Annotated in this window: 24 protein-coding genes; 15 read left to right on the top strand and 9 right to left on the bottom strand. The window is 41.2% G+C overall.

The window, feature by feature from the left end:
- The 3 genes from FWE37_03400 to FWE37_03390 all read left to right on the top strand — a co-directional run.
- Window positions 1-1,557 (top strand): hypothetical protein (locus tag FWE37_03400; protein MCL2520038.1); only part of this gene is annotated, 1,557 nt, incomplete at its 5' end.
- Window positions 1,538-2,557: a polyprenyl synthetase family protein gene (locus FWE37_03395; GenBank protein ID MCL2520037.1), complete on the top strand. Its 1,020-nt coding sequence runs from the start codon at window positions 1,538-1,540 to the stop codon at window positions 2,555-2,557. The genes FWE37_03400 and FWE37_03395, both read left to right, overlap by 20 nt.
- Before the next feature lie 12 nt (window positions 2,558-2,569).
- Window positions 2,570-3,829 carry a hypothetical protein gene (locus FWE37_03390; GenBank protein ID MCL2520036.1) on the top strand — a complete coding sequence of 420 codons (1,260 nt, stop codon included), beginning with the start codon at window positions 2,570-2,572 and terminating at the stop codon, window positions 3,827-3,829.
- Between the two features lie 26 nt (window positions 3,830-3,855).
- Here the strand turns inward: FWE37_03390 and metK are convergent, their stop codons facing one another.
- The 3 genes from metK to FWE37_03375 form a co-directional block, all read right to left on the bottom strand.
- Window positions 3,856-5,001, bottom strand: a complete 1,146-nt coding sequence (gene metK, locus FWE37_03385) for a methionine adenosyltransferase (protein MCL2520035.1) — start codon at window positions 4,999-5,001, stop codon at window positions 3,856-3,858.
- 47 nt (window positions 5,002-5,048) lie between these two features.
- Window positions 5,049-7,817 carry an insulinase family protein gene (locus FWE37_03380; GenBank protein MCL2520034.1) on the bottom strand — a complete coding sequence of 923 codons (2,769 nt, stop codon included), beginning with the start codon at window positions 7,815-7,817 and terminating at the stop codon, window positions 5,049-5,051.
- A gap of 875 nt (window positions 7,818-8,692) precedes the next feature.
- On the bottom strand, window positions 8,693-9,244 hold the full coding sequence (locus FWE37_03375) for a Uma2 family endonuclease (protein ID MCL2520033.1): 552 nt from the start codon (window positions 9,242-9,244) through the stop codon (window positions 8,693-8,695).
- Between the two features lie 103 nt (window positions 9,245-9,347).
- On the opposite strand from FWE37_03375, the gene dnaX reads away from it, so the two are divergent.
- The 4 genes from dnaX to FWE37_03355 are packed head-to-tail and all read left to right on the top strand — an operon-like array spanning window position 9,348 to window position 12,488.
- Window positions 9,348-10,766: a DNA polymerase III subunit gamma/tau gene (gene dnaX / locus FWE37_03370; GenBank protein ID MCL2520032.1), complete on the top strand. Its 1,419-nt coding sequence runs from the start codon at window positions 9,348-9,350 to the stop codon at window positions 10,764-10,766.
- A complete protein-coding gene (locus FWE37_03365; protein ID MCL2520031.1) occupies window positions 10,756-11,082 on the top strand; it encodes a YbaB/EbfC family nucleoid-associated protein in 327 nt (108 codons plus the stop codon). The genes dnaX and FWE37_03365 overlap by 11 nt, the downstream gene beginning before the upstream one ends.
- Window positions 11,083-11,889 (top strand): ATP-binding cassette domain-containing protein, encoded by an 807-nt coding sequence (locus FWE37_03360; GenBank protein ID MCL2520030.1) that lies wholly within the window; start codon window positions 11,083-11,085, stop codon window positions 11,887-11,889.
- A gap of 44 nt (window positions 11,890-11,933) precedes the next feature.
- Window positions 11,934-12,488, top strand: coding sequence for an ATP-binding cassette domain-containing protein (locus tag FWE37_03355; GenBank protein ID MCL2520029.1), 555 nt, complete (start codon window positions 11,934-11,936; stop codon window positions 12,486-12,488).
- Window positions 12,489-12,495: 7 nt separating this feature from the next.
- Here FWE37_03355 and FWE37_03350 read toward each other — a convergent pair whose 3' ends face one another.
- The 6 genes from FWE37_03350 to FWE37_03325 all read right to left on the bottom strand — a co-directional run bounded on the left by FWE37_03350 (window position 12,496) and on the right by FWE37_03325 (window position 16,181).
- Window positions 12,496-13,203, bottom strand: a complete 708-nt coding sequence (locus tag FWE37_03350; GenBank protein ID MCL2520028.1) for a tetratricopeptide repeat protein — start codon at window positions 13,201-13,203, stop codon at window positions 12,496-12,498.
- Window positions 13,190-14,221 carry an adenosine deaminase gene (gene add, locus FWE37_03345; GenBank protein MCL2520027.1) on the bottom strand — a complete coding sequence of 344 codons (1,032 nt, stop codon included), beginning with the start codon at window positions 14,219-14,221 and terminating at the stop codon, window positions 13,190-13,192. The genes FWE37_03350 and add overlap by 14 nt, the downstream gene beginning before the upstream one ends.
- A gap of 133 nt (window positions 14,222-14,354) precedes the next feature.
- On the bottom strand, window positions 14,355-14,582 hold the full coding sequence (locus FWE37_03340) for a NifU family protein (GenBank protein ID MCL2520026.1): 228 nt from the start codon (window positions 14,580-14,582) through the stop codon (window positions 14,355-14,357).
- 441 nt (window positions 14,583-15,023) lie between these two features.
- Window positions 15,024-15,467 (bottom strand): hypothetical protein, encoded by a 444-nt coding sequence (locus FWE37_03335; protein MCL2520025.1) that lies wholly within the window; start codon window positions 15,465-15,467, stop codon window positions 15,024-15,026.
- Window positions 15,468-15,484: 17 nt separating this feature from the next.
- Window positions 15,485-16,015, bottom strand: coding sequence for a hypothetical protein (locus tag FWE37_03330; protein ID MCL2520024.1), 531 nt, complete (start codon window positions 16,013-16,015; stop codon window positions 15,485-15,487).
- Window positions 16,008-16,181, bottom strand: a complete 174-nt coding sequence (locus FWE37_03325; GenBank protein MCL2520023.1) for a hypothetical protein — start codon at window positions 16,179-16,181, stop codon at window positions 16,008-16,010. The genes FWE37_03330 and FWE37_03325 overlap by 8 nt, the downstream gene beginning before the upstream one ends.
- 201 nt (window positions 16,182-16,382) lie before the next feature.
- Here FWE37_03325 and FWE37_03320 point away from each other — a divergent pair, with 201 nt between their 5' ends.
- The 8 genes from FWE37_03320 to FWE37_03285 form a co-directional block, all read left to right on the top strand.
- Window positions 16,383-18,449 (top strand): ATP-dependent helicase, encoded by a 2,067-nt coding sequence (locus FWE37_03320; GenBank protein MCL2520022.1) that lies wholly within the window; start codon window positions 16,383-16,385, stop codon window positions 18,447-18,449.
- A gap of 54 nt (window positions 18,450-18,503) precedes the next feature.
- Complete coding sequence (locus FWE37_03315) at window positions 18,504-19,436, top strand: ABC transporter ATP-binding protein (protein MCL2520021.1); 933 nt, start codon at window positions 18,504-18,506, stop codon at window positions 19,434-19,436.
- 67 nt (window positions 19,437-19,503) lie between these two features.
- Window positions 19,504-20,136 (top strand): ThaI family type II restriction endonuclease, encoded by a 633-nt coding sequence (locus FWE37_03310; protein MCL2520020.1) that lies wholly within the window; start codon window positions 19,504-19,506, stop codon window positions 20,134-20,136.
- Window positions 20,121-21,050: a site-specific DNA-methyltransferase gene (locus FWE37_03305; protein MCL2520019.1), complete on the top strand. Its 930-nt coding sequence runs from the start codon at window positions 20,121-20,123 to the stop codon at window positions 21,048-21,050. Before FWE37_03310 ends, FWE37_03305 begins: the two co-directional genes overlap by 16 nt.
- 93 nt (window positions 21,051-21,143) lie before the next feature.
- Complete coding sequence (locus tag FWE37_03300) at window positions 21,144-21,614, top strand: GIY-YIG nuclease family protein (GenBank protein MCL2520018.1); 471 nt, start codon at window positions 21,144-21,146, stop codon at window positions 21,612-21,614.
- 45 nt (window positions 21,615-21,659) lie between these two features.
- The gene (locus FWE37_03295) at window positions 21,660-22,523 is read left to right on the top strand and encodes an ABC transporter permease (GenBank protein ID MCL2520017.1); all 864 of its coding nucleotides are present in this window, start codon (window positions 21,660-21,662) and stop codon (window positions 22,521-22,523) included.
- Entirely contained in the window at window positions 22,516-23,982 is a 1,467-nt protein-coding gene (locus FWE37_03290) for a Gldg family protein (protein ID MCL2520016.1), read from the top strand. The genes FWE37_03295 and FWE37_03290 overlap by 8 nt, the downstream gene beginning before the upstream one ends.
- A gap of 167 nt (window positions 23,983-24,149) precedes the next feature.
- Window positions 24,150-25,228 (top strand): DUF4340 domain-containing protein (locus tag FWE37_03285; GenBank protein MCL2520015.1); only part of this gene is annotated, 1,079 nt, incomplete at its 3' end.

Genomic DNA, 25,228 nt, shown 5'->3' with positions numbered 1-25,228 from the left:
CTTAATTTAGTTGAGGTAGCCGAAACCGGCTATAAGCAACTTATTTACGATGATTATGTTAAATTAAGTAATTATAAAAATGCTACTTTATTGGTTTTGGCGGCTTTTAAGCAGGGGTTAAGTAAATTTACCATTGCCGCCGCCGGCCTAAGTCATAAAGAGGCTTTAGGCGAAGCTTTAGAGGTTGCCGCCTTATTAAAGTTAGAGGTTAACTTGGCCCTGCAATTTAATTTGCGCGAAGAGGGCAGGCAGGTAAGTTACTTAGCGGTTTTACCTTACTTAGCCGGTGCGCAGCAGTTTTACCATTATCTAACCCTGAACGATTTGGCTTTGCAGCGTTTTTTTAACGAGCTGCAAAACGATGAGCAGCGGCAGCTGGCCTACCTTAAAAAAAGTATCGAGCGTTTTAACCGTCTCTTTTTGCCTAACTTTAATGAGGGTTATAGCGGCGAGCCTTTTTGTCAGCTGGCTCCTTTAAGCAGCGAAAAACTATTAACGGCTAATGCCGGCGCCATTAGTTTGGCCGAAGAGTTGGCCGGTAACTATCGTACCATCGTTAAAAGGCGGCTGCTTTTTATGGAAGAGCGTTTAATGAATACCGGTAACAGCCATAGCCACTGGGATTACGCCAGTTTGCAGGGCCGTCTGCGTGAGCTTAAAACCAATTTGGCGGCTATAGATAGTAAACAACTGGCTAAAGAGTATTTTATCGCTAAAAGTTATGACGAGCTTTATGCCCCTTTAATGAGCTTGCGTAAGTTGGCCCCGGCCTTACATAAAGCGGGCCTTAACGTTAGGCTTTTAAACCCTTTACAGCTGGCAGGGGCGTGGCAGTTTATCGAAAAAAATAGCGGCTTTATCGATGAACTGGAGCTTTTTTATGCCGCCGGCGAAAATAGTTTAGACGACCTAGCCGAACTAAGCCAAAAAATAACGGCTTATAACGAGACGGCGGCTAAGCCGTTTAAGCTATGCTGCGGTTCGGGCGGTGAGGAGCTAGGGTTTACGGCAGAGGGCAACTTAAGTAATAAAGATAAAAAACTTAGGCGCGCCTTGCCGCCTTTTACCGGTAACCTCATTAATCCTAAAGCAGGTACTATTTACAGTTTGGCTAGTATTAAAGATAAAAGCAAGCGGCCGGTAACACTTAACCCTATCTTTTATGGACTAAATTTGCTGGCTCACACAATAAACAGCCCTTTACGCAATATTATTAATCTTAAAAAAACTTTAAAATTTTGGCAAGCTAACTTTACGGTTATGCTTAACGAGCAAGGTAATAAATATCTTAACACCCTTGACGCACTTTATCTTTACAGTTATAATAATTTAGCTCGTTTAGCCTTTAAGCGGCAAGATAAACCCAGCTTAGTTAGCTGGCACAACTTGCTGGCCGGTTACCATAACCGTACCGAAAATAGTAAAATGCTGGCTTTTATTATCTTAAACTATAACCACGAAGAGGCCGGTTACCTTGTTAAGCTTTTTGCCGGGCGGGGTAAAATGTTAAATTATCTTAATTTACAGGTGAAAGACGATGGAGAACTACCTAAATAATATCGAGGCTAGGTTAAGCCGGTTGTGGCCAATCCAAGAGCAGCCGGACGTTTGGTTTAGCCGGCAAAGTGGCAGCACACTAACGGCCGGCACCGTTTTAGCCACCACACCGGTAAGACAATTAATAGAACGCGGCGGCAAACGCTGGCGGCCGTTAATTATGTGCTTAACCAGCAAGGCTTTAGGCGCCGGTGATGACGATGCCCTGTTTTTTACCCCTTTAGTAGAGCTGCTGCATAATGCCAGCTTGGTAGTTGATGATATTGAAGATGCCGCCGAGCTGCGGCGCGGGCAGCCGGCTATCCATAAAATTTATGGATTAGATAACTCTATTAATAGCGCTAACTTAGCATACTTTGCCCCTACCATCTTAATTGATGAGTTAGCTCAAAGTAATCCTAATTTAGCCTTAACAATTTATAAGCGTTACAGTTTAGCTATGCGTTGTGTGCATTTGGGGCAGGCTTTAGATATTAACTGGCATAACGCCCATAGTTATTGGCCTAGCCGGCAGGAATACGAAGAGATGTGCCTATTAAAGACGGGGGCCTTAGCCGGTTTAGCTGCCGAGATAGGTTACCTGATGGCCAAAGATAACCTTAACGAGGCTATTAATTACGGCAAGATTTGGGCTAAAATTGGCCTAGCTTTTCAGATAATTGATGATGTTAAAAATATAACCGAAGAAGGTATTGAAGGCAAAGAATTTGGCGACGATATTGTTGAAGGTAAAAAGAGCTTACCGGTAATTTTATATGCCACAGATACTAAAGAAAGGGAGCAACTGGCCCGGCTTTTTGTACAGGCTAAAAGCAGCAATCGGGCCGAAAGTATTTTGGCTATTAAAGAGGCCAGTGCTTTATTAAGTGGTGCCGCCCATCAAGCTAAAGAATATGGCTTACAGCTCTTAAATGAGGGTATAGAGGCCCTACGGCTGCTGCCAAACCACGAAGCCCGGCACAGCTTAATAGCCATCTTAAAAAAATGGGCCAATTTGTGATATAATGAGGGTATGGGTGAAAAAGATGCTAAAATTTGGCGTAAATTAGAAGAGGCGTTGGCTCCAACGGCAAGCGAGCGTGAGCTGGGGTTAAAGCTTTTTAAAGAATATAATAATAATGGTTACTTAAAATATAGCATAACTTATATGCAGCAGCTGCCTAATGCGGTATTGTTTAATTTTTATCATCGTTTGGCGTTGCTTACCACACCGGGCCGGCCTTTTTACCGTAAACAAAGTAACGATTGGCTTAAAGAACGTAACTTACTTACTATCAATTTAAATGAGGTGGCCGGCTGGGTAGGACTGCTTAGGGTGGCTCCTTTGGTTAAAAATACGGCCTTTATCATTAATCATTTTTTAAAAGAAGATGACGTTGGTATTGTCAGCCATGTTAAGTTTAACCCGCTGGGCATAAACCCTATAGCCGATGACCACCTGAGTGGTAACCATTTTATTAGTTTAGTGCTGGAGGCTCTATTTAGGTTAAAAATTGGTATCCTCTTCGAGCTGCCGCTGTTGGTATCGCCGCAGGCACGGGCTATCCCTAAACGTGCCGACATTTTTTGCTCATCACCCTATGGTTTTTTGTTTAATCTTAATAGTAGTAACGAGCAATATCTTAGCAGCTGCGATTATCTCACTAAGGTATCTAGCTATTGGCAAGAGCGCTATAATATTGATGGTTTATTTTTAAATTTTAACCATTGGCCTAGCCCCGTGAGTAAAGAGGTAACTGCTCATTTAATAACTAAACTAAACACGAGGCCCTCTTTTGGGTTAATCGGTTTTAATTTGGATAAGACAAGTAAAGATTACATGGCCGCCGAAGAGATGTTAAATTTAAATATTATGCCGGAACCTAGCCGGGCTTTTTGGCGTTATTTAAGTAATAATTTATCGTTATTTACTTACCGTGAAAATTTAACTATAAATGATAACGAATTACATTATAGCAGCTTGCTGCTGGATAAAACTATATTTAAGAAATTAGAGCCTTTAAATAAAATTACTACCGATAGTTTTAATTTAATTATAAGTAAAGATAAAAATTTTGTTTATATTATTTTATTTAATTTTACAGATTTAAGCGAAGATGAATTAGACATTAGCGGTTATATCACAAAAGCCTACCGTTTAGAGAGTGATTTTTTTTATAACGGCAGCTATCACTGTAACGAGCCTCAGCTTAAAAAAGCCGGCACAGCTGTAACTTTGGTTGCTATGCCGGCTTATAGTGTAGCCATTTATAAATTAATAATTAATAATTAGTGTAACTTATAATTATTAATTTTTAATTACCATAGTTTTTTAAGGGCTTCCGCTTTATCAAGTTTTTCCCACGGAAATTCGGAGCGGCCAAAGTGGCCGTAACTGGCCGTTTTGCGGTAAAGAGGGGCCTTTAAACCTAAGCTGCTAATAATTTGCGAAGGTTTTAAACCAAATAGTTGCGGGATAACGGCCTCAATCTTTTCATGGCTTACTTCGCCTGTGCCGTGCGTATCTACAAAAATACTTAACGGTTCGGCTATGCCGATGGCATAACTAAGCTGTACGGTAATACGTTCGGCCGCACCGCTAGCCACAATGTTTTTGGCAATGTAACGGGCCATATAAGCGGCGCTGCGGTCTACTTTACTGGGGTCTTTACCGCTAAAAGCCCCGCCGCCATGCGGTGCCGAGCCGCCGTAAGTGTCAACAATAATTTTACGGCCGGTAAGGCCAACATCACCTTCGGGACCGCCAATTACAAAACGGCCGGTAGGGTTAATTAAATAACGGGTTTTGGCGCTTAACAATTCGGCCGGTAAAGCTTTTTTAATAACTTCTTCAATTAAAGCCTCGCGTAACGTGGCCATATCTACATCGGGGTTATGTTGGTGACTAAGCACTACCGTATCGATATGCACCGGCTTGCCTTTGCTATAACGTACCGTTACCTGTCCTTTGCTATCGGGCCGTAAAAAGTTAAGCCGGCCGCTTTTGCGCACGCTATCGGCTTTAATAAGCATACTGTGGCTAAAGTGGATAGGAGCAGGCATAAACTCGGCGGTTTCGCGGCAGGCATAACCAAACATAATACCTTGGTCGCCGGCCCCTTGTTCGGCGCTATCCACGCCCATAGCAATATCGCCCGATTGCGGCTTAATAATATTAATAACGGCGCAGTCGCGGTAGTTAATGCCAAATTCGCTGCTGTTGTAGCCAATATCTTTAAGCACATCACGGGTAAGCTTTAAAGTATCGATATAACCTTGAGTGGTAATTTCGCCGCCAATAACCACTAAGCCGGTACTGGCATATACTTCGCAGGCTACGCGGCTTTCTTTGTCTAAGCTCAAGGCAGCATCTAATACGGCATCGGATATTTGGTCGCACACCTTATCGGGGTGGCCTTCACCCACACTCTCGCTGGTAAAAATGTAATCTTCTCTTTTGTTCATTGTCTTCCTCCGTTAAAGGGCTAACCCAATTTTATATTTGTTACTTATTAATTACTTGGTAAACGAATAGCCGCTACCGCCGTGCTATTGGTATTAATGCGGTTTAAAAATTGTTGCAAATAATCAAAGTTAAAATTTGCATATTGGTTAAAGGCGGTAGCTATTTGGCTAAAGGGCAGCTGCTGCTCGGCAAAAAGGCTCATCACATTTAAATAATGGCTATCGTTTTGCCTAAGCCGCAGCTCTTGCTCACGCAGAACACTTAAAGCTCTTTGGTAATAATTATCGCTATAAAATCCTTGTAATAGGGCCACTGTTTCGGCTTTAATTATCTCTACTAATTGTTCGGCATGGGCTGGGTCGGTGGTATTTAGAATACGTAAATTTACCCGCTCGCCGTAACCTAAGCGGCTAAGCTGTACATTAGGAAAATAAACTAAATTTAACCTTTCTCTGATAGTTTCAATTAAATGCATTTCCAGCATCTCGCGCATAATGTTCCAATAAGCCGAATCTTCTAAGCTATAAGGGCTGTTAAAAGCATAAGCCACCATTACATCGGCGCGTTCATCAAAACCTAAATGAACACGATGCACCCGGCTGCTATCGGGCTGCGGAATAACTATCGGCGTAAAAGAAGCGGGCAAAGCCGGCGGCAGCGAGCCTAAATAAATTTTAACTAATTTACGCAGATGGTCAAGGTTAACAGCCCCGCTAAAAAAGTAGGTCATATCCGCTAAGCTTTGCTCATTAAAACCGGCTGCAAAAAAATTAACGGCGCTATCAAAATTAATATTAGCTAAATCATCTAAATTAATTAAGCCGAAAAAGCGGTTATAGGCATCGCCGTAAAGGGCGGTAATGGCTACTCTGTCAAAGGCTTCTTCGGGACTGCCGGCAAATTGGCTAAAGCTTTGGATAAAATGGTTTTTTAGCTGGGTAAATATAATTTCGTTGGCATTAATGCCTTCGTAACTTTTTAAAAAGATAAGTTTAAATAAGGTTTCTAGGTGTTCGTTGCTGCTGTACCCGCTAAAACCTCTATTAAATAACCTAACATAGGGGGCTACATCAACATATTGCCCGCTTAAAGCCTGCTGCAAGCCAAGCTGGCTAAAGTTGCCAAAGCCCGATTCCTCGGCCAGCGTTAAACTAAATTGGGCCGAAAGGTGCTCTTCGTTGGTTACATCACTAAAGCCGCCGGCAACCACACTTTGAAAGAGCACGGTATTGGCGGTATTATTGCCTACACGTACAAAAACCTGTATGCCATTATCAAGTGTCCATAAAAGAATATCTTCATCAAATTGTTCTTCTTTAGTAATTTGTCCGCCGCTGCCGGGCCGGGCAAAGATAATATTATTAGTTACGCTATCGTTAAAAGGGATAATAACCGAGCTATCAAAGTTAATAAAATGCTGCCGCAAAGCGGTTTCGCTGGGGATAGCCGGGTGCGGCGGCGAGGCTAAAATACTATAAGAACGGGTATTGGTTAAAGTAATTAAATGTTCTTGTAAAGTTTGTAAGGTCATGCGGCTGCTTACTCTTTGGTAAAGCCGTAAAGCCTCATCGGCGGTAAAGTGGCGGCCGCCGTAGATAAACATACGCAGTAAACGGTTGATATGCACCTGCGATTGGGTATGGTTTTGCTCAGCCTGCTGCTGCGTAAACATCGCTAAATGGTCGGCTAACGCTCTATCCAGCTCGCTTTGGTTAAAGCCAAATAACCTAGCTTGATGGAGTACCTCTAACAAATAGTTGTAAGCCTCGAGGGCGGTGTCTTCTCTAAAACCGGTGCGCATAACCCAAAAAAATTGGTCGTGGCCGATAATGGCGCTGCCGGCCTGCGGATTAAAAAGCGGGCTTTGCGGCAGAGTACTTAATAAACGCAACCGTTCGTTAAGCATATAGGCAACAAGGCGGTCTTTAATATCGCGTTCAAAATCGGCCTTATTTTCGATAGCGGCCCGGCCGTTGCTCCTAAAGTACAGTTCTAGGCTATTGCCCAGCAGCTCGTCATCGGTCATCACAAAAAAGCGGTTATCACCGGCGTTTATAGGGTAACGTGTATCGGGCGGCGGCTGTCGGCCGGTGGGTAAGCTATTAAATTGTTCGGCTATGGCCCTTTGTACTTCGGCAACTTCAAAATCGCCCACCGCAATGATGGCCATATTGTGGCTTTGGTACCACTGTTCGTAAAAAGAACGTAAATCATCGGCGGTAAAACTCTCTATTTGACTAACTTGGCCAATGGGCAGCCGATTGGCATAAACGGTACCTTCTAATAATAAAGGTAAAGCTAAATTATTAAACCGCCGGTTAGCGTTTTGGGTATGCCGCCATTCTTCTATAATAATGGCACGTTCGCGCTCTACCTCTGCTTCGTTAAAGGTAATACCATCGGCCCAATCACGCAAAAGCGATAAAACTTCGTTAAGGGCATTGGGTCTATCCAACGGGATATTTAATTTAAAAACGGTTTCGTCAAAACTGACGTGGGCGTTAATATCGGGGCCGAAACTAGCCCCATAATGGCTGCTTAAGTAGCTAACCAGCTCGCCGCGGTTAAAGCGATTGGTGCCATTAAAGGCCATATGCTCTATAAAATGGGCAATACCTTGTTGGTGTTCGCTTTCGGCGCTGCTGCCAACCCTAACCGCAAGATAAAACAACGCACGGCCTTCGGGCACCGCGTTGTGCATAATGTAATAACTTAAGCCGTTTTCGAGCTGACCGTGTACAAACGGCTGCTGGTTGGTACGGCTGCAAGTAAACAAAAATAGGCTAACGGCTAGGGCAAAGGCCTTCATCATCATTTTATTAACATAACATAAAGGCTGATAATTTACAATTAGGCCGGTTAAAAGTTGATGAAGGAGATACTAAAAATAAGAAGCGGTTCTGTTAATAAAAAATAGGGCGCTTATGCCCTATTTTTTATTTTTATGACGATTTTTACGTAACTTTTTTTTACGTTTATGAGTAGCTATCTTTTTTCGTTTACGCTTTCTACCACAAGGCATTTAGTTAGTCTCCTTAATTTGTAAGCTTACTTTATTTGGCTTACTCTGTCAAGAGCTGGATAAGGCTAGGGAGTGCCACACTAGTGTACTTGAAACTTTTTTGTCATTGCGAAACTTTCGTAGAAAGTTGTGGCAATCCATTTAAGTGCAACAATTTAAGCTGGATTACTTCGCTACGCTCGTAATGACAAAATACACTAATGTGGCACTCCCCTGCCTTCAAATTAGTTGACAATTTTCCAAAAATTAGCTATACTTATAAAAACTTAGCCCTGCTGCTAACAGGACTAAGAAACCGTTCAGGTTTTTTACCGCCTAACTAAATTAGTAAAGCGGTGTTGAGTAAAATGCTGCTTGTGTCGCTAAGATAATCAGGACTACAAGCAGTTTTCTTTTACTAAAGAAAAATAAACCCATCGTAAGCACCTCCTAATAAGATTTTTACCTCGTCAGGAGTTCCTGTTTACCAAAAGCCCATAAGGCTTTATTTACTAGGCTATTGTAGCTGCATTATTTTAGCTTGTCAAGTTAAAATTCTCTCCATTGCCTAACCCACCAATTCCTATATACTACCTATATATGAGCTACGAAGTAACTGCTACCCGCCGCCGTCCCACAGGGTTTAATACTTTACTAGGGAGAGAGTTTGTCAGCTATGCTATTCATAATTAAATTTTTTGTAAATGGCTAAAATCAATTGTTAAACCCTCAAGGCTTTGTACCTTAACAGCTACTTCATTACGGTAAACGCTTTCGCTATACTTACCCTCTTCATTTAATAGGTAGCAATGCACCCAATAAGGGTTACGTATTACCCAATATTCTTTTACGCCGGCTCGTTCATAAGCTAAACGTTTTTTACCTAAATCATTTTTAATTGTGCCAAATGAACCTATTTCGATGATAAAATCGGGCGCACCAACGATGCAGCGGTCGGCAATTTTACTTGGGTCGCATACCACAATAATATCGGGGCAATAGATGGTATCTTCACCCTCAAAAAGTTCTATATCAGTTTCATAAAATAGTTCACATTTTTTATTCTGCAAATAATTTTCTAGCTGCCAAATCAAATTACGGCCAATCTTTGCATGGTTAGGAACTGGCGAAGGCGACATAAAAAGCTTGCCGTTCTCGAGCTCGGTTCGTATGCCTTCTTCAGACAAGGCAAAGTAATCTTCCACCGTATAATAACGGTTGTGTAAAATAACATCACTCATCACTTAAGTATAGCCTACTTTATAGGCTTTGTCAAAATAAATGAAAAATCTCTTGTTTTGTTTCCATTGCCTAAACCCCCCAATTCCTATATACTACCCATATATGAGCTACGAAGTAACCGCTACCCGCCGCCGTCCCAAAGGGTTTAACACTTTACTTGGACAAGAATTTGTCAGCCACGCTATCTCCGGCAGCATTAGCGGCGGCCGTATTGCCCACGCTTATTTGTTTGCCGGGCCGCGCGGGGTGGGCAAAACTTCCTCCGCACGCATTTTGGCACGCAGCCTTAATTGCAAAGAAGGACCAACGGCTACCCCGTGCGGTGTCTGCGATAACTGTATCGAAATTGCCAAAGGCAGCAGTCTTGATGTAATAGAGATTGACGGCGCCAGTAACACCGGTGTGGGTGATGTACGCGAAATTAAAGAAGAAGTGCAGTTCCCGCCTACTGGTAGTAAATATAAGATTTACATTATTGACGAAGTTCACATGTTAAGTATCAGTGCTTTTAATGCCCTCTTAAAAACCATCGAGGAGCCGCCGCCGTACATCATCTTCATCTTTGCTACCACCGAGATTCATAAGGTGCCGGCTACTATCCGCAGCCGCTGCCAGCAATATAACTTTAGATTAATTGCTACCGAAACCATCAAAGAGGCCTTAGCCGCCGCCGCCGCCGAGATGGGGCTTAAGGCCGATAGCGAGGCCCTCTTTTGGCTGGCGAAAGAAGGGGCCGGCAGTATGCGCGATGCCTATACCCTTTTTGACCAAGCGGTGGCCTTTAGCGATGGCGAGCTTACCCTTGCTAAGATACGCGAAAAGATGGGCTTATTAAGCTTAGATGAACTTAATAATTTAATTGGTTTTATTATTAATGAAGATAGAACCGGCTGCTTAACTTTACTCGACAATTTAATGGAGAAAGGCGTAAGCGTAGAGCAATTTATTACCGATTTTGCCGAGTATTTGCGCAATTTATTACTTATTAAAAACAATCTTACTAAAGAAGGTTTGCTAGGAGCCGGCAGTAACCACTTTAATTTACAAGCGGTAGAGGTTTTAACGCTTAGCCAGTTAGAGATGGCACTAGATGTAACTTTTAAATTGTTTAGAGAGATTAAATTTAGCATTAATCCTCGTTTCGAGCTGGAACTGGCTTTAAGTAAACTTTGCGTACTAAAATATTACCTTAATAATTATGAAATTACTAAAGAACTAGCTAAATTGCAGCAAGATTTAATTGCTCCGCAGCAGCCGGCGCAGATACAAAATTTTGAGGCTCCCGCGGCAAAGGTAGTTACTGCTGTTCCTGCGGAAAAAAGGAGTGAGCCAGTAACTTTAAACCCTGCTGTGAGCTATCAAGAAGAAGCGCCGGCAGTTAAAACCCAGCCGATAGCAAAAGCTAAAGCGATGGTTGCTGAGCCGGAGCCCGCACAAATAAACGAAAACAAGTTGAGTAACCAACAGAAGATAGATTTAATTACCGAAGTTTTTGATGGAGAGATTGTCGATGAATTTTAACCCTATGGATATGTTAAATATGTTAAAAAACCCCGCCGCCTTACAAGATAAAATGCAGGAGTTAGAGGCCCAGCTTAAGGCCATTACGGTAAGCGGTGAATCGGGCGGTGGGCTCGTTAAGGTAACTCTTAATGGCCGCTTTGAATGCCTTGCCATCGAGCTGGACCCAGTCGCTGTGGATAACCGCGATGTGCCTATGTTGCAAACACTTATTAAAAGCGCTCATCATGCCGCCTTTATAAAAATAAGCGAAGAGCTAAAAAGTAAGGCCGGCGCAATGGGGTTGCAGAGATTATTGGGTGGGTTACAATCTTAATTGTCTAACTCTATAATAATTAAAGATATAAGCTTATCTTTTGGTGATAAATTTTGCTTTATCGGCTTTAATGCCCAAATACCACCGGGCAGCCGTATTGCCATTATGGGTAATAACGGCAGCGGTAAATCGTGTCTGCTAAAGATGATAAGTGGCCGATTAGAGCCATCATCAGGCCAGATATTTCATAATGACAGCAGCAATATTGGTTATGTGCCGCAAATTATAAGCGCTAATAATAATTTAAGCGGAGCAGAGAACTTTAATAAAGCTTTGTCTTTAGCGCTAGCCAATAACCCCGATATTTTGCTGTTAGATGAACCTACCAACCATTTAGACGGCAAAAACCGTGCCTCGCTGTTTAAAATGTTAAAGCATTATAAAGGCGCTTTAATTATTATTAGCCACGATGAAGAACTTTTACAAACTATCCCGCAAACACTTTGGTATATTAATAATGGTAAAATTGACATTTTTAACGGCAAGTATAATGATTATCAAGCCACTATTGCTCAAAACAAACAGAGTACTTTAAATGAGGCAAAACAACTTAAAAGAGATAAAAAAGAAAGCCACTTAAAGCTGATGAAAGAGCAAGAACGTGCCCAAAAGAGCCGTGAGCATGGTAAAAAGATGGTGGCTCAAAAGCGCTGGTTACCGGCGGTGGGTGATGCCAAAGCTGGTAATGCCGGCAAAACAGCCGGTAAAAAACTTAATGATATAACCAGCCATAAAGAGGCTTTAAAGGAACGGCTAACCGGTTTGCCCAGCCTTAAGGTAATTAAACCCACTTTTCCTTACCAGTAGGAGAAAGTTTTACCAAAACCATGCTCTCTATTAATAAGGGGAAAGTGAGTTACGGGGAGAAAATTATATTAAATAACATCAATTTTTCTCTAATGGGCGGCGAGCATTTAGCCATTACCGGCAATAACGGTACGGGCAAGACCACCCTTTTTAAGGCCATTATGGACGACCCTACCGTAAACAGAGAGGGTGATTGGTATACCCCAAAGCCAGATGAGATTGGTTACCTCAATCAACACTATTCCAATTTAAATGATAGTAACACTGTTTACCAAGAGATTGAAGCTTTAACTTCAGATAAATCTCCCACCCAGCTGCGCCATTTTTTGCAAGATTTTTTATTTTTAACCAACGCCGATGTACAAAAAGAAATAAAATTTCTTTCGGGCGGTGAAAAGGCCCGGTTATGCTTAGCTAAAATTGCTTTAAAAACTCCTAAATTGCTCTTACTTGATGAGATAAGCAATAATATCGATTTAGCAACTAAAACTCATATCATAAAGGTATTAAAAAGCTATCCCGGCACTCTGCTTATTATCTCGCACGATAATAAATTTTTAAAGGCTTTACAAATTGAACAGTTTTATTACATAACTTAATATTAAATTATTTACGAAATCTTAATTTTAGAAAATCTTTAATTTTTAGCTTTTTCTCTAACTTTTTATAAATCTTTAAATCATCTTCAGCTTTTTCTCTTTGACCAAGCCCATCATAACTAGCGGCACGCATATAATATACTAATGAATAATCGGGGTTAAATCCGATATATTTACTATAATCATTTATTGCTTCGGCATATTGTTCTAGCCTATCATAACATTGGGCGCGGGCCAAATAAATATAATCATCGGGGCTAAGGGCAATAGCCTGAGTATAATCGGCTACTGCCAAAGTATATTGGTTTAATATGTGGTAATTCATAGCACGATAATAATAAAAAAGATAATTATTAGGCTCCAGCTTGATGGCTGTACTACAATCGGTTACGGCCTCTCGGCAATTATCTTGCAAATGGGAACAATAGGCACGTTCGTAATAAAGTATTGCTGTTTGCGGAGATAGAGCAATAGCCGTACTATAGTCATTGATAGCTTTAATGTATTGCCCCAGCTGCCTGTAACACAAAGCTCTATTCTGGTAAAACTTACTATTGTTAGGTTGTAGCTCTATACATTTGTTATAATTATCTACAGCATGCGTATAATTGGCTATAGCTTTTTGCGGCTTATCTCGTAAATTATAAGCATCGGCACGGTTGTAATAACTATCTGCTCGTTCGCTATAAAAATTTACATCGTTATTCACAGTCATTTAAATATTTTACCTTAAGTTCGGCCTTTTCGTCTGCCGGTAAAAAACTGGCCTCTATGGCATTAAGGTTAAGTTTAATAAATTCTTCACGGGTAAAGTTGAGTTTTTCACTAGCCAAAATATAATCATCATTTAACGTTTTACCTTGCACCGTAGGGTCATCACTGTTAAGAGTTACCGGTAGTCCTTTATCAAACAACTTTCTTAAGGGGTGGCTGGCATAATCGGCCCACGCATTGGTTTGGTAATTGCTTACCAAACATTGCTCTAAGGCAATATTTCTTTCTTTCATAACTTCTTGCAGGCGTTCATCATCAATGCAGCGCACTCCGTGCCCAATTCGGCCGGCGTGCAGGGTATCAATCGCCGTCCAAATTTGAGCGGCGCTCGATACCTCACCGGCGTGGATAGTCGCCTTATAGCCGGCCTGATGGACATAATCAAAAAAATTAGGAAAAAGTTCAGGCGGAAAGTTTACCTCATCACCGGCTAAATCGATACCTACAATTTCATCTAAATTGTTATACTTTTCAAATTTTTTAAAAATCTCCAGCATTTCATTATCTTTAAATTGCATGCGGTTAAAAGTAAGCAGATAACGCACCTTAAAGGGCAGTTTAGCCGCTGCGGCTTGAGCGGCCTGTAGTACCACCTTTAGGGTATCGGTAACTTCAAAATTATTGCGCGCCGCATAGTGATAAGGGTTAAAACGCAGCTCGAGGTAAGCTAAGTTATCGCCGGTATCGATATGGCTAACACTGCCGTAAACCACATCGGCCACATCATCAAGGCTTTTATACCAACTATTAATAAATTTACTTAAAAAAAGATGGAAATCGGGCGCGCTGTCCTGCGGAAATTGCAGTTCTTTAACAAAAGCCGTATAATCGCTGGGGAAATCGAGCTTATTTTTTTTAGCCAAATAAAATAATACCGGCGGATAAAAACACCCCTCCAAATGGCGGTGCAGCTCTATTTTAGGGAATTTAATTAATTGCTCATGAGTTAATTTTGACATGTTGTATCCCTCCGGGATAAATTAAAATTAAGAAGTAGAAATTAAAAAACATAAGCAGTAAATTATTACCTTCCATCTCTTGGTGCTTACTTTTTAATTCTTAATTAAAAACTATCTCGTAAGAGATAGTTTTTTAAGCTGCTTCTACCGCCACCAAATCGGGGAAAATACTTTTTAAATAACGTTCGATACCATTTTTAATGGTCATTTGCGAATGCGGGCAGCCTTTGCAAGCCCCTTGTAGCTCTACATATAAAATATTACTGCTACCATCAAAACGGACTATCTGCACATCGCCGCCGTCATTTTGTAAATGCGGGCGTACCTTATCAAGTTCTACTTGTATATCATTTTGGCTCATATTTAGCTCCTTATTAATTTACTTTTTTTTAGTTTAACATAAAAAAGGAAAATTGTAAAGAGAGCCGATAAGCATTTTTATATTGAGTGTTATAATATAAAATACACCGGAAGTAGGCAAAAGATGAGAAGCTGTTCACATAGAAATAAAATGATAATAATCCTCCTAGAAAACAGCAGAAAAAGGTATTTAACAAGATAGAACCGCTAAAAACACCAAAAAAAGAGAATTCAAGGTAAGGATATAACCACAAATGACACACTGGGCCGAAGGGCTAGCCGCGTGCTGCACGAATGTAAGAGTAATCCTATTCGTGTCATTTGTGCACAACCCTGCGGCTTGTGTCATGGTTAATTTTCCTTTATGCGAACAGGCTCTAAGTTATTTTTGGTACCTATAAATAAATAGTTACCAATTATCTTATACATATTGAATATACGTTTAGTTATTATCCAAATATACCCAACGTTCTGTTCCACCTGAAAAGGTTCGTGGGTTATGTATGGTGTATCTTTGTACTAAAAAACCTATATCCATAGTTGTTGTATTTCGGTTGGGCAGTAACACAAGTTCGCGGTTATTGTTAATAGTAAAATCACCACTAGTAATGATTTGGCCATTATTAAAATCTTCTATTGTAAATGTTCCATTATTTGCCTGATTATTACTATAAAATAATTGTATAATAAAAGGGCTACTCTCCAGCCTAAAACGGCCCGCCATTAGTGGGGCGTTATTTTGGTTAAATTGTGTTGGTACTGATATTGTCGGCCTTGACCTCGTTGGTGTAACGGCTCCACCGCTTCTTGGGTTATAGGCAAAAGAAAAACTACTCCCTATTACCATAAATAAAGCAATTAAAAATAATATTATTTTTTTATTCACTTTTTTAATCTCCTCTATTAAATTCTTCTCCATGTTTGGCCATCACGCGTAATAGTCATAGTTGTAAGGGTTCCATTTATCCTTTCTTGGGGGCCAAAATTAAAAATAAGCTGCTGTGCAGGCTGTGAAGCCAGCTCAGAAAATTCGCCAGTTCCTCTTACTAAATTAAGAGTAAGCTGCCCAGTATTCACATTTACTGTAAACTCGCCATACATTGCGCTGCTTACCAACCTATTTATTTCATCTTCTACAAATTCCCGTACTCTTATTGCATTTAATATAGCTCTGGCGGGTGGCGGGGCAACCCAATCTATAAATATACCAAAAGTACTGCTTAAAAATGGGCCTGCACCCTCTAAAAAATGGCTGTTGTTCCGTACGGCTATAACGGTAGCATTACCTCGTGTGCCCTCGTTATTACTTGCTTCTAAAATAATACGCATAGTTCCATCGCTCGATTGATAAACGCGCGTCCATCTTCCCTGAGCATTTGCCCAAGTAGCGCTAACTATAATTAAAAATAAGATAGCTATAAATTTTTTATTCATCTTTTTCTCCTTCAGCCTCTTCACTTACATCAAAATCAATAGTATCGCTCCATGCCGATGTCCCGCCGGTGTCATCAGTACTTTTTTTTGGAGGCTGATTTCGATTACACCCAACCAACGCCAACAACAAAACTAATCCAACTAACAAAACCCAATTTTTTACCATTTTTTTCTCTCCTTGTTTGGTAATCTTTTACATTAAAAACACTAGCACATCAATTCAAAACAGTCAATACTTATAATGCGCTTTTGCTAAAAATAACGTTAAAAATTTATGAGATAGGCGCCTCTTTAACGCAAAAACACTTATAACTATTGCCTGTTTTGAAGTGCTGTCATTTCCCCTTTTTTATGCTATACTTAGCCCATGAGCTATCTTTCTGGCCTTAACGGGCCGCAGCAGCAGGCCGTTACTTCGGCCAGCCCAAACTTATTGGTGTTAGCTGGCGCTGGCAGCGGCAAAACAAAGGTGCTAACTTGTCGCATAACTTATTTAATAGAAAAACTAGGGATTAAGCCGTGGCAAATATTGGCCGTAACCTTTACCAATAAAGCCGCGCGCGAAATGCGCGAGCGTACCTTACTGCTTAGCTTAGAGGCCGAGCAAAGCCGGCTTACCACTTTTCATAGTTTTGGGGCCTATTTTTTACGCCGTAATGCCGCCCAACTTGGCCTTTCGCCGCAATTTACCATTTACGATGACGGCGCCGCCCAAAGTTTACTTAAGCGTTTATACCCCGATGACAACCGCATAAAATATTACTACTATTTAATAGAGCAAGTAAAAAATAAAGCTTTAACCTTTGAGGACGATTGGGACAACCTAGACACACTGGGTAATTTAAAGCAAATTTTTAGTAATTATCAGGCGGCTTTAACTCAAAACCGAGCGGTCGATTTTGGCGACCTTATCTACTTACCTTTGCTGGCTTTACAAAACGATGAAGTTTTGCGCTCTCAAGTGCGGCGGCGGTATAAAGCCATCTTGGTAGATGAATATCAAGATACCAATTTAAGCCAAGCCCAGCTGCTTAGGCTGCTGGCGGGAGATGACTGTTTTGTTACGGTGGTGGGTGATGACGACCAATCTATCTACCGTTTTAGGGGGGCCGAACCGGCCAATCTTTTTGATTTTAAAACAAATTTTGAGCCGGTCGAGCTGGTTAAACTAGAACAAAATTACCGCAGTACGGCCCATATTTTAGCCTGCGCTAATGCGGTGATTAACCATAATCAGGGCCGGTTAGGCAAAACTCTTTTTACGGCCGAAGAAGGCGGCCAGTTACCGGAAGTCGTTAATGTTATTGATGCCGAAGACGAAGTTAATTTTATTGCCCAAAAAATAAAAGAAGATAATAATTTGGCCGGAACGGCTATTTTATACCGCACTAACGCTCAAAGCCGTCTTTTTGAAACTATCTTTACAAGGTTAAATATCCCTTATCAATTAGTAGGTACGTTAAGTTTTTATGAGCGTGAGGAAATTAAAACGGCCCTAGCTTTGCTTACTTTACTACTTAACCCCTACGATGAAGATGCCTTTAGGCGTATTATTAACAAACCTAGTCGCGGACTGGGAGCTAAAAGCGTGGCCGCTGTTTTTGCTTACCGCAGCGAAAGTAACGGCAACTTAATAGAGGCAGCTCTTAAAGCTTTAAGCGCTCTTAAAGGCAAAGTGGCCGCCGGACTTGCCAGTTTTGTAACTTTAATAAAAGAGTTGGAAGAGCTATTAGCCGGCGAGTTATTAAGCGATTTTATTAAGCTGGCTCTTAATAAAAGTGGCTTAGCCGAGTATTATGGCCTAGAAGATGAAAGTGAAGGCACCAATAGGTTAGATAACCTTAACGAGCTGGTAAATGCCGGCCGTATTTACGGGCGCGGCCTAGAGGGGCTAACTAACTTTTTAGATAGTACCAGCTTAGGGAGTAATCAGCAAGATGACGACAGCCCTAACAAGGTAACCCTTATCACGATGCATAACACTAAAGGCTTAGAGTACGATAGAGTCTTTGTAACCGGGCTGGAAAATGGCCTTTTCCCCAAAGCCGATGTACATAATGCCGATTACGAGGCCGAACTAGAGGAAGAACGGCGGCTGTTTTACGTGGCTATTACCCGTGCTCGCAAAGAGTTATATTTTACTTACGCTAAGTGGCGTATGCTTTACGGCCGTACCGAAGCTAAAAGCCCCAGTCTTTTTTTAAGCGAACTGCCCGAAGCTCATATTATCGGTGAAAAACCACCGGCCGAAGCCGACAATTATGCCCCCAATAGTTTTGTGCGGCACGAACATTACGGCTTTGGCAAAATTATTAACAGGGCTATGCGAGAAGGCCATTTAGTAGTAGAGGTAAAGTTTATGAGCGGTAAAATTGGTAAATTTTTGCCGCAATTTACTTTATTAGAGCAAGTGAGTGAAGAAGAAATAGGCTAAGATAAACGGCCTTACTCCCTATACATTACCGCTTAAATATACTATAGTGTAACTATGATAGTAGCTAACAATTTAACCAAAAAGTACGGCCAGCACACGGCGATAGATAACCTTAACTTTACCATACCCAGCGGCAGTGTTACCGCCTTTTTAGGGCCTAACGGCGCCGGCAAAAGCACCACTATGAATATTATGACCGGCTACCTTGCGGCCACCAGCGGTCAGTTGTTGATAGATGGCCGCGATATAGCCGATGAGGCTCAGCTGGTAAAACAAGGTATTGGCTATTTGGGCGAACAGCCGCCTCTTTATGATGATTTTACTGTCAGCGAATACCTAGCCTTTGTGGCGGGTTTAAAGAAAGTAGATACCAAGCAGGCAACCATCGAGCGCGAACGTATTTACGAACTGGTAGGGATTGGCCATGTTAAAGGGAGATTAATTAAAAATTTATCTAAAGGTTACAAACAAAGGGTAGGGCTGGCGCAGGCTTTAATAGGCAACCCGCCGTTATTAATCCTTGATGAACCTACGGTGGGCCTAGACCCTGAACAGATGGTAGAAGTACGCGGCCTAATTACCACCTTAGCTAAAGAGCATACCATTGTGCTTTCCAGCCACATTTTAAGCGAGGTACAAGCCGTTTGCCAGCAGGCCCTAATTATTAGTAAAGGTAAAATTGTCGCCAACGATACCACCGCTAACCTTGCCGGTAAGCTGGCCGATAGTAATAAACTTATTATTCGGATTAAAAAAAGTGATGCGGTCGGCCTTAGTGCGGCCCTAACCGCCATCAATAAGATTACTAAAGTTACGGAGGTGGAGAGCGATGAAACCGGTACGGCCGATTTTGAGCTAACTGCCCGCGGGGAAAGTGATATTAGGGCGGAGGTGGCTAAAGCAGTGGTGGCTAGCGGCGCCGATTTGCTGGCTATGCGTAGGCAAGCGGATAATTTGGAAGAGATTTTTCTTTCGCTTACGAAATAGGTGAGAGAGTAGTTAGTAGCAAAAAAATCCTCTTGACTAATTAATATATTTACGCGAATATCGCTCTATGAATAATCAAATAACCAAGCTCTTTACTGATGAGCTTTTAATAAATAAGATGCGAAGTAAACTCCCTTATCTCTTTCAATTAGCTGAGTTGGAAAGCTCGCGAGCTGGTAAGGTAGGTATGGAAGTAGGTTCGGTACGTGAACGTATAATCGTCTCATTATTGGTTTACAAATTTGGTGAAGAAAATGTAAGGTATGAATTGTCTATCACTGAAGCGGAGACTGATGTTGTTTTGTTTGGTAATCCTATTTCTATTAAAACGATAAGTGGCAAAAAAACTACTGGAGTTAAAGCTATTTGGACGGTAGATGCCCAAAAAGCAATAGAGTTTTGTAGAAATTATAGCCCTAGTTGTGATATGATTTTGGTACATATTAATTGGGGTGGTGAGGGCGGTTTTTATTATGTCTATAAGGGTATACAGTTAGAGCTTTTAAAGGCTATAGGATATCAGAATTATCTTAAATTACCCAAAGTGGGAACTAATCCGCGTGGTGTAGAAATAGCTGGTGAGGTAATGGATAAATTAATTACCCACAAACAAACTGAGAAAATTATGCTTAACTGGCAAAAAGCAGATATAAACTTTAAACCCTTAGAGAGGTGGTTAGAATTATGGCAAAACCCTTAATTAAAGAAAAAGGAACAGTTACAAGTGCCTTTGGTACTAAGGGACGTATAAATCACGATTCTTCAAAATTTTATAACTCAAAATTATATAAAGAGCTTGATACAGAGATTAAAACTAAAGATGAAATTATTACTAATACTTTTCCAGAACAATATTTAAATACTATCATAAATAATTCTTGTACTAATATGCAAGGTATACCTAATAATTCTTTACATTTGATGATAACTTCACCACCTTATAATGTGTCCAAAGAGTATGATGATGATTTATCATTAAAAGAATATTTAAAACTTTTAAAAGAATGTTTTACTGAGACCTATCGTGTCTTAGTAAATGGTGGTAGAGCCTGTATTAATGTGGCAAACTTAGGTCGAAAACCTTATATACCACTTAATGCTTATATCTCACAAATTATGCTAGAAATTGGCTTTAATATGCGCGGCGAAATTATTTGGAACAAGGCGGCTAGTGCCAGCCCTTCTACTGCATGGGGAAGTTGGCAGAGCGCCAGTAACCCTACTCTGCGTGATATTCACGAATATATTTTAATTTTTTCTAAGGGTTCTTATAGTCGTGAACGTACTAGAGAAGAAAAAGAACAAAAATTAAATACAATAAGTAAAGAAGATTTTATGGAATGGACTAAATCTATCTGGAATTTTAACGCCGAAAGCGCCAAACGGATTGGCCATCCTGCTCCTTATCCTGAAGAATTACCTAAAAGATTAATACAACTCTATTCTTTTGCAGGAGATATTGTACTCGACCCTTTTATAGGTAGCGGCACTACCGCTATAGCGGCCTTAAAAAATCGCCGTAATTATGTAGGCTACGATATTAATAGCGATTATATTGAATTGGCCGAGAAACGCATTAAATTATATAAAAACAATTTAAATACTTTGTATTAAACATTCGTAAATTTTTGCTAGTTAGGTGCCGGCCGGCAGTAAATTTGGAAGAGATTTTTCTTTCGCTTACGAAATAGGTGAGAGTTGAGAATAATGGCAGAAGAATATATTTACATAGTACAAGCGACTTTACAAAATAATGTTTGTAAAATTGGTAAAACAAATAACCTTGAGCGCGGGCTTAAGGAGTATACAAACTCCGAACCGTTGAGGAGTTTGCCTCTAGCAACAGGTAAAAGTAAAACCGATGTGTACAGCTATTTATTTAGCTGTGAGGTAAGTGATATGGCAGAAGTAGAGGCCGATATAAAAGCCAAATTTGGCTGTTTAATTATGTTAGTAAAAGATATACCTACAGAATATAAAACCTATGATGATGAAGGAACACTTTTGGTAGATAAAGGTTATATTCCTGCCAATTATAAACACCCTTTTGCGGTTTCGGTCCGCCCTATCTTAAATGGGTTACTTGAAAAAGGCTTTAAAATTATTGGTGAAAAAGAGTATCGGCCTTATTTAGCCGGTAAAGAAAAGCATTCACGCGTATTAGTGCAGAGGGAGTAAAGATGTTTGTATTTGGTAGTAACTACACATATAAAAGGAAATTTTATGAAAGCTATTTATTTTAAAGAATTAACTTATTTTTTTAAAACCCCTTTAGGTTATGTTTACTTAGGGCTCAATTTATTCATTATTGGCCTGCTGTTTACCTTACAAAATTTATTTGCTATGAGCAGTAACTTTACTAACTTTTTAGGGCCAGCGCAGATAGTATTTTTCTTTACCTCACCGCTTTTAACTATGCGGCTGTACACCGAAGAGCGGCGGGCTAAAACCGACCAGCTTTTGCTAACTTCGCCCATCACTCCGCTGGAGATTATGTTGGGTAAAGTATTAGCTGCCGCTACGATGTTTGGTCTTACTTTATTGATGGTATTATTTTACCTGCTTATTTTAAATATTTTTGGCTGGCCCGATTTAGGCTTGGCGGCTGGGGCTTTGGTGGGTTATATTTTACTTTCGTTATCTTTTATTAGTTTGGGGCTGTATGTTTCTACCATTGTTGATAGCCAAATGAGCGCCGCTACGCTTACCGTTGGCCTTATCTTTAGCTTTTGGATTATGGCTAACCTTATTCCCATAATACCTACTACGGTAAATTTTAGTTTTGGGGCTTTTGGGGTGATTACTTTGCTTTTTAGCTGGCGGTTATGGCGGAAAAGCGCCAATGCCCGGCTAACCATTTTAGTAGCTGTAGGCTTGTTATTGGTAATAGGTTTGTTGTATCTCATTTTAAATGAGGGTTTTGTACGCCTTATTCCTAATATGATGTTGGCCTTAAGCCTTTCCAGCCGTTACGATAACTTTTTGCGCGGTGTGATACGGCTGAGCGATGTGGTTTTTTACCTTAGTTTTAGCGCTTTTTTTGTTTATCTTGCCGCTTGGCGTTTAGAAGAGGGACGTTATGCCTAATTTTTTTAACTTATTTAAATCAATCTTTAATCTGCGCAGCAGGCGCGCTGTAAGCGGGGTGGTTACCTTAGTTGTTTTTACGGCTATCTTGCTGGTTGTTAATTTACTGGCCTCTAACCTTAACTTGCAAATTGATAGTACACGTGTGGGTTTATACACCTTAGAGCCCGAAACTGCGGCCATTTTAAACAATCTTGATGTAGATGTTAATATTTATTTTTTAATGGACGAACGGATTGTTACTAGTAATGTGGAGGTGGCTCAAATTAACGAGGTATTGGCTTTGTATGCTAATGCCAGTAATCGGGTTAGTTACCGTATGATTAATGCCGAGCGTAACCCGGCCCTCGTGGCCCCCTTTGTGCGTGATGGGGAGACAATACATAACGGCAGTATTATTGTGGCGGGGCCGCTTTTTCATCGTATCATCGACCCGCGTGAGTTTTTTGGTATTTCTATGCGCGGTGATGAGCAAGTAATTAGCTCTATTAATGTGGAAAGTTTAGTAACCAATGCCCTGCAATTTGCTATGAACGGCCGTGAGGGGATTATTTATTTACTGATGGGGCATAGCGGGTTGGGCTTGCACGAGTTGGCCCTTAGTGATGGCCGTTCGTTACTTGCGGCTTTAGAGAATTTAAATTACACGGTGCGGCCTTTATCGTTATTAACAGATGGTGAGGTGCCGGCCGATGCCAGTATGCTTATGCTTTTTGACCCGCGCCGCGATATTAGTGAGCAAGAGGAAGCGGTTTTAAGCGCTTACTTAGCGGGCGGCGGCAGGTTGTATGTGCAATTAAATCCGCCGGCTTTTGTGAGCAGCGGCGGCTTTGAACGGTTGACGCGTTTAGTAGAAGAATATGGTTTGGCGCTTACCGCCAATTTAATTTCGGAGACCGATAGCACGCGGCTGCTGCCGCAGTTTACCGGCAATCCGCACATCTTTATTGTCGGGTTAGAGAATCATATTATTACCCAAAGCATTAGCCGCCGGCCCGGCGCTTTAGTAATAGCCGCTTGGCCGCTAGCTATTGAGGAAGCTCCATTGCGCAGGCGTAACGTTATGCTTGCCCCCATTTTAACCACCAGTAATAACGGCCTTACTTTGCAGTTAGATAATGGTAACCCGCTGCCGCTGAGTACAGGCCGGCACAGTTTTGCAATGGCCAGTTACGAGCAAAATATGACCACTGGCCGGGCTGAGGGAGCGCGCCTTTTTGTGTTGGCGCAAGAAGCCGGCTTTACCGAGCTGGCCGATAATGGCAATTTAATCCTTAACGCCGTAGCTTGGCTTGATGATAACGAAGTGGTGCGTATAGATACTAAATCTTTGCTGGAGCTGCCGTTGCAATTAAACCATATAACGGCTTTACTTTTGGCGGCACTTATTGTGCTGGTGCTGCCGGCGTTGGTTTTTGTGGTTGGTTTTGTGGTGAGTTATAAAAGGAAGCATTTATAGTTGATAGTTGAGAACTAATAGGTTACTATTTTCTAGTGTAAAGGTGGATTTCCACTTTAAGCCTTACGGCTTTCTTGATTACTCGTATACCTCTATCCCTGTTAATTGTCAAGCAAATAATAACCTTTGTCTTAACAAATATTTTAAGATATGCTACTATAATTGTAATGAAAAACAAAAAAAAATTAATCCTTCCCCTCGTTTTAGCTGTCTTATTAATTATCTACGGTTTAACCACTCTAGCTACAAGGCAAGTGGTAACTGATGACGAAGCAGTAACCACTACCCCTAGCGTAACCAACGTACACTCAGCGCCGGGTTTAACGGCTTTTACCATTAACAGAGGTGATACAAGCTTTCGGTTTGCTCACGATGAAAGCGGCTGGCGTTTAGCCGGCGAACCGCTGCCTATCAACCCCTTTGTGCTTAGTCAAATGGCCTTTACCGCCAGTAATGTGATGGCTGCTCAAATTATCGAGGCCGCCGAAGCTTTGCCGTTAAGTATTTATGGATTGGATACCCCTATCTTCATCGAGGTAGAAGCCGAGCAAAACTTTACCCTTGCCATCGGCGCACCCACGCCATCGGGTCTTGCTTATTATGTGATGGTGAGCGGAAGTAATAATGTTTACGTGGTAAATAATTTTTACCTTGACCAATTTTTTGGTAGCCTCGAAAGTTTTTTAGAAGTACGCCTGCAGCCGCTCGATTTTACCCAGCTTAACCGCATTGAGATAGAAAACCGGTTTGGCCGTATTGTGCTGGCCCTTAATCCGCGCACCGATGACAGGCTGTGGACCAGCTGGCTTATGACCGAGCCCTATGTTAATGCTATGATAGATAGCTTTAACACCGAGCAAGCCTTTTTGCAGTACTGGCTGCAACGCTTTACCTTTATGCGCCAAAATATGCGGGTGCGCCCTAATATGGCTGAGTTTGGACTGGCTAACCCGCAGGGGCGTATCACTTTTAGTACTCATAATGGCGAAAGTATTAGCCTAGCTTTAGGTGATGTAGCCCAAACTGATGTGGCCTATTGGGTGCGCGCTAACGATGAAGATATTATTTTTACCCTAGATAGTGAAACCGTTGAGGCCGCTTTAAACTTACGGCCCTTTGATGTGATTAGCCGCTTTGTGGCTTTGTATAATATCGATTTAATAGAAAGTATCGAGTTTACCTACCAAAATAGCCATTTCCGCGGGGTTATTAATGGGGTGCTTTACGAGGCCGGTACCACTTTTAG

Source organism: Spirochaetaceae bacterium, assembly GCA_009784515.1.
In the GTDB taxonomy this organism is placed as follows: domain Bacteria; phylum Spirochaetota; class Spirochaetia; order WRBN01; family WRBN01; genus WRBN01.
The sequence above is the reverse complement of the archived record's forward strand: the minus strand, read 5'-3'. Positions and strand labels throughout refer to the sequence as shown.

What these genes read in the sequence shown, in the direction of transcription:
- FWE37_03395 (MCL2520037.1), top strand. Translation starts at nt 1,538, where the DNA reads ATGGAGAACTACCTAAATAATATCGAGGCTAGGTTAAGCCGGTTGTGG.
- FWE37_03390 (MCL2520036.1), top strand. Translation starts at nt 2,570, where the DNA reads ATGGGTGAAAAAGATGCTAAAATTTGGCGTAAATTAGAAGAGGCGTTG.
- metK (MCL2520035.1), bottom strand. Translation starts at nt 5,001, where the DNA reads ATGAACAAAAGAGAAGATTACATTTTTACCAGCGAGAGTGTGGGTGAA.
- FWE37_03380 (MCL2520034.1), bottom strand. Translation starts at nt 7,817, where the DNA reads ATGATGATGAAGGCCTTTGCCCTAGCCGTTAGCCTATTTTTGTTTACT.
- FWE37_03375 (MCL2520033.1), bottom strand. Translation starts at nt 9,244, where the DNA reads ATGAGTGATGTTATTTTACACAACCGTTATTATACGGTGGAAGATTAC.
- dnaX (MCL2520032.1), top strand. Translation starts at nt 9,348, where the DNA reads ATGAGCTACGAAGTAACCGCTACCCGCCGCCGTCCCAAAGGGTTTAAC.
- FWE37_03365 (MCL2520031.1), top strand. Translation starts at nt 10,756, where the DNA reads ATGAATTTTAACCCTATGGATATGTTAAATATGTTAAAAAACCCCGCC.
- FWE37_03350 (MCL2520028.1), bottom strand. Translation starts at nt 13,203, where the DNA reads ATGACTGTGAATAACGATGTAAATTTTTATAGCGAACGAGCAGATAGT.
- add (MCL2520027.1), bottom strand. Translation starts at nt 14,221, where the DNA reads ATGTCAAAATTAACTCATGAGCAATTAATTAAATTCCCTAAAATAGAG.
- FWE37_03340 (MCL2520026.1), bottom strand. Translation starts at nt 14,582, where the DNA reads ATGAGCCAAAATGATATACAAGTAGAACTTGATAAGGTACGCCCGCAT.
- FWE37_03330 (MCL2520024.1), bottom strand. Translation starts at nt 16,015, where the DNA reads ATGAATAAAAAATTTATAGCTATCTTATTTTTAATTATAGTTAGCGCT.
- FWE37_03325 (MCL2520023.1), bottom strand. Translation starts at nt 16,181, where the DNA reads ATGGTAAAAAATTGGGTTTTGTTAGTTGGATTAGTTTTGTTGTTGGCG.
- FWE37_03320 (MCL2520022.1), top strand. Translation starts at nt 16,383, where the DNA reads ATGAGCTATCTTTCTGGCCTTAACGGGCCGCAGCAGCAGGCCGTTACT.
- FWE37_03315 (MCL2520021.1), top strand. Translation starts at nt 18,504, where the DNA reads ATGATAGTAGCTAACAATTTAACCAAAAAGTACGGCCAGCACACGGCG.
- FWE37_03310 (MCL2520020.1), top strand. Translation starts at nt 19,504, where the DNA reads ATGAATAATCAAATAACCAAGCTCTTTACTGATGAGCTTTTAATAAAT.
- FWE37_03305 (MCL2520019.1), top strand. Translation starts at nt 20,121, where the DNA reads ATGGCAAAACCCTTAATTAAAGAAAAAGGAACAGTTACAAGTGCCTTT.
- FWE37_03300 (MCL2520018.1), top strand. Translation starts at nt 21,144, where the DNA reads ATGGCAGAAGAATATATTTACATAGTACAAGCGACTTTACAAAATAAT.
- FWE37_03295 (MCL2520017.1), top strand. Translation starts at nt 21,660, where the DNA reads ATGAAAGCTATTTATTTTAAAGAATTAACTTATTTTTTTAAAACCCCT.
- FWE37_03290 (MCL2520016.1), top strand. Translation starts at nt 22,516, where the DNA reads ATGCCTAATTTTTTTAACTTATTTAAATCAATCTTTAATCTGCGCAGC.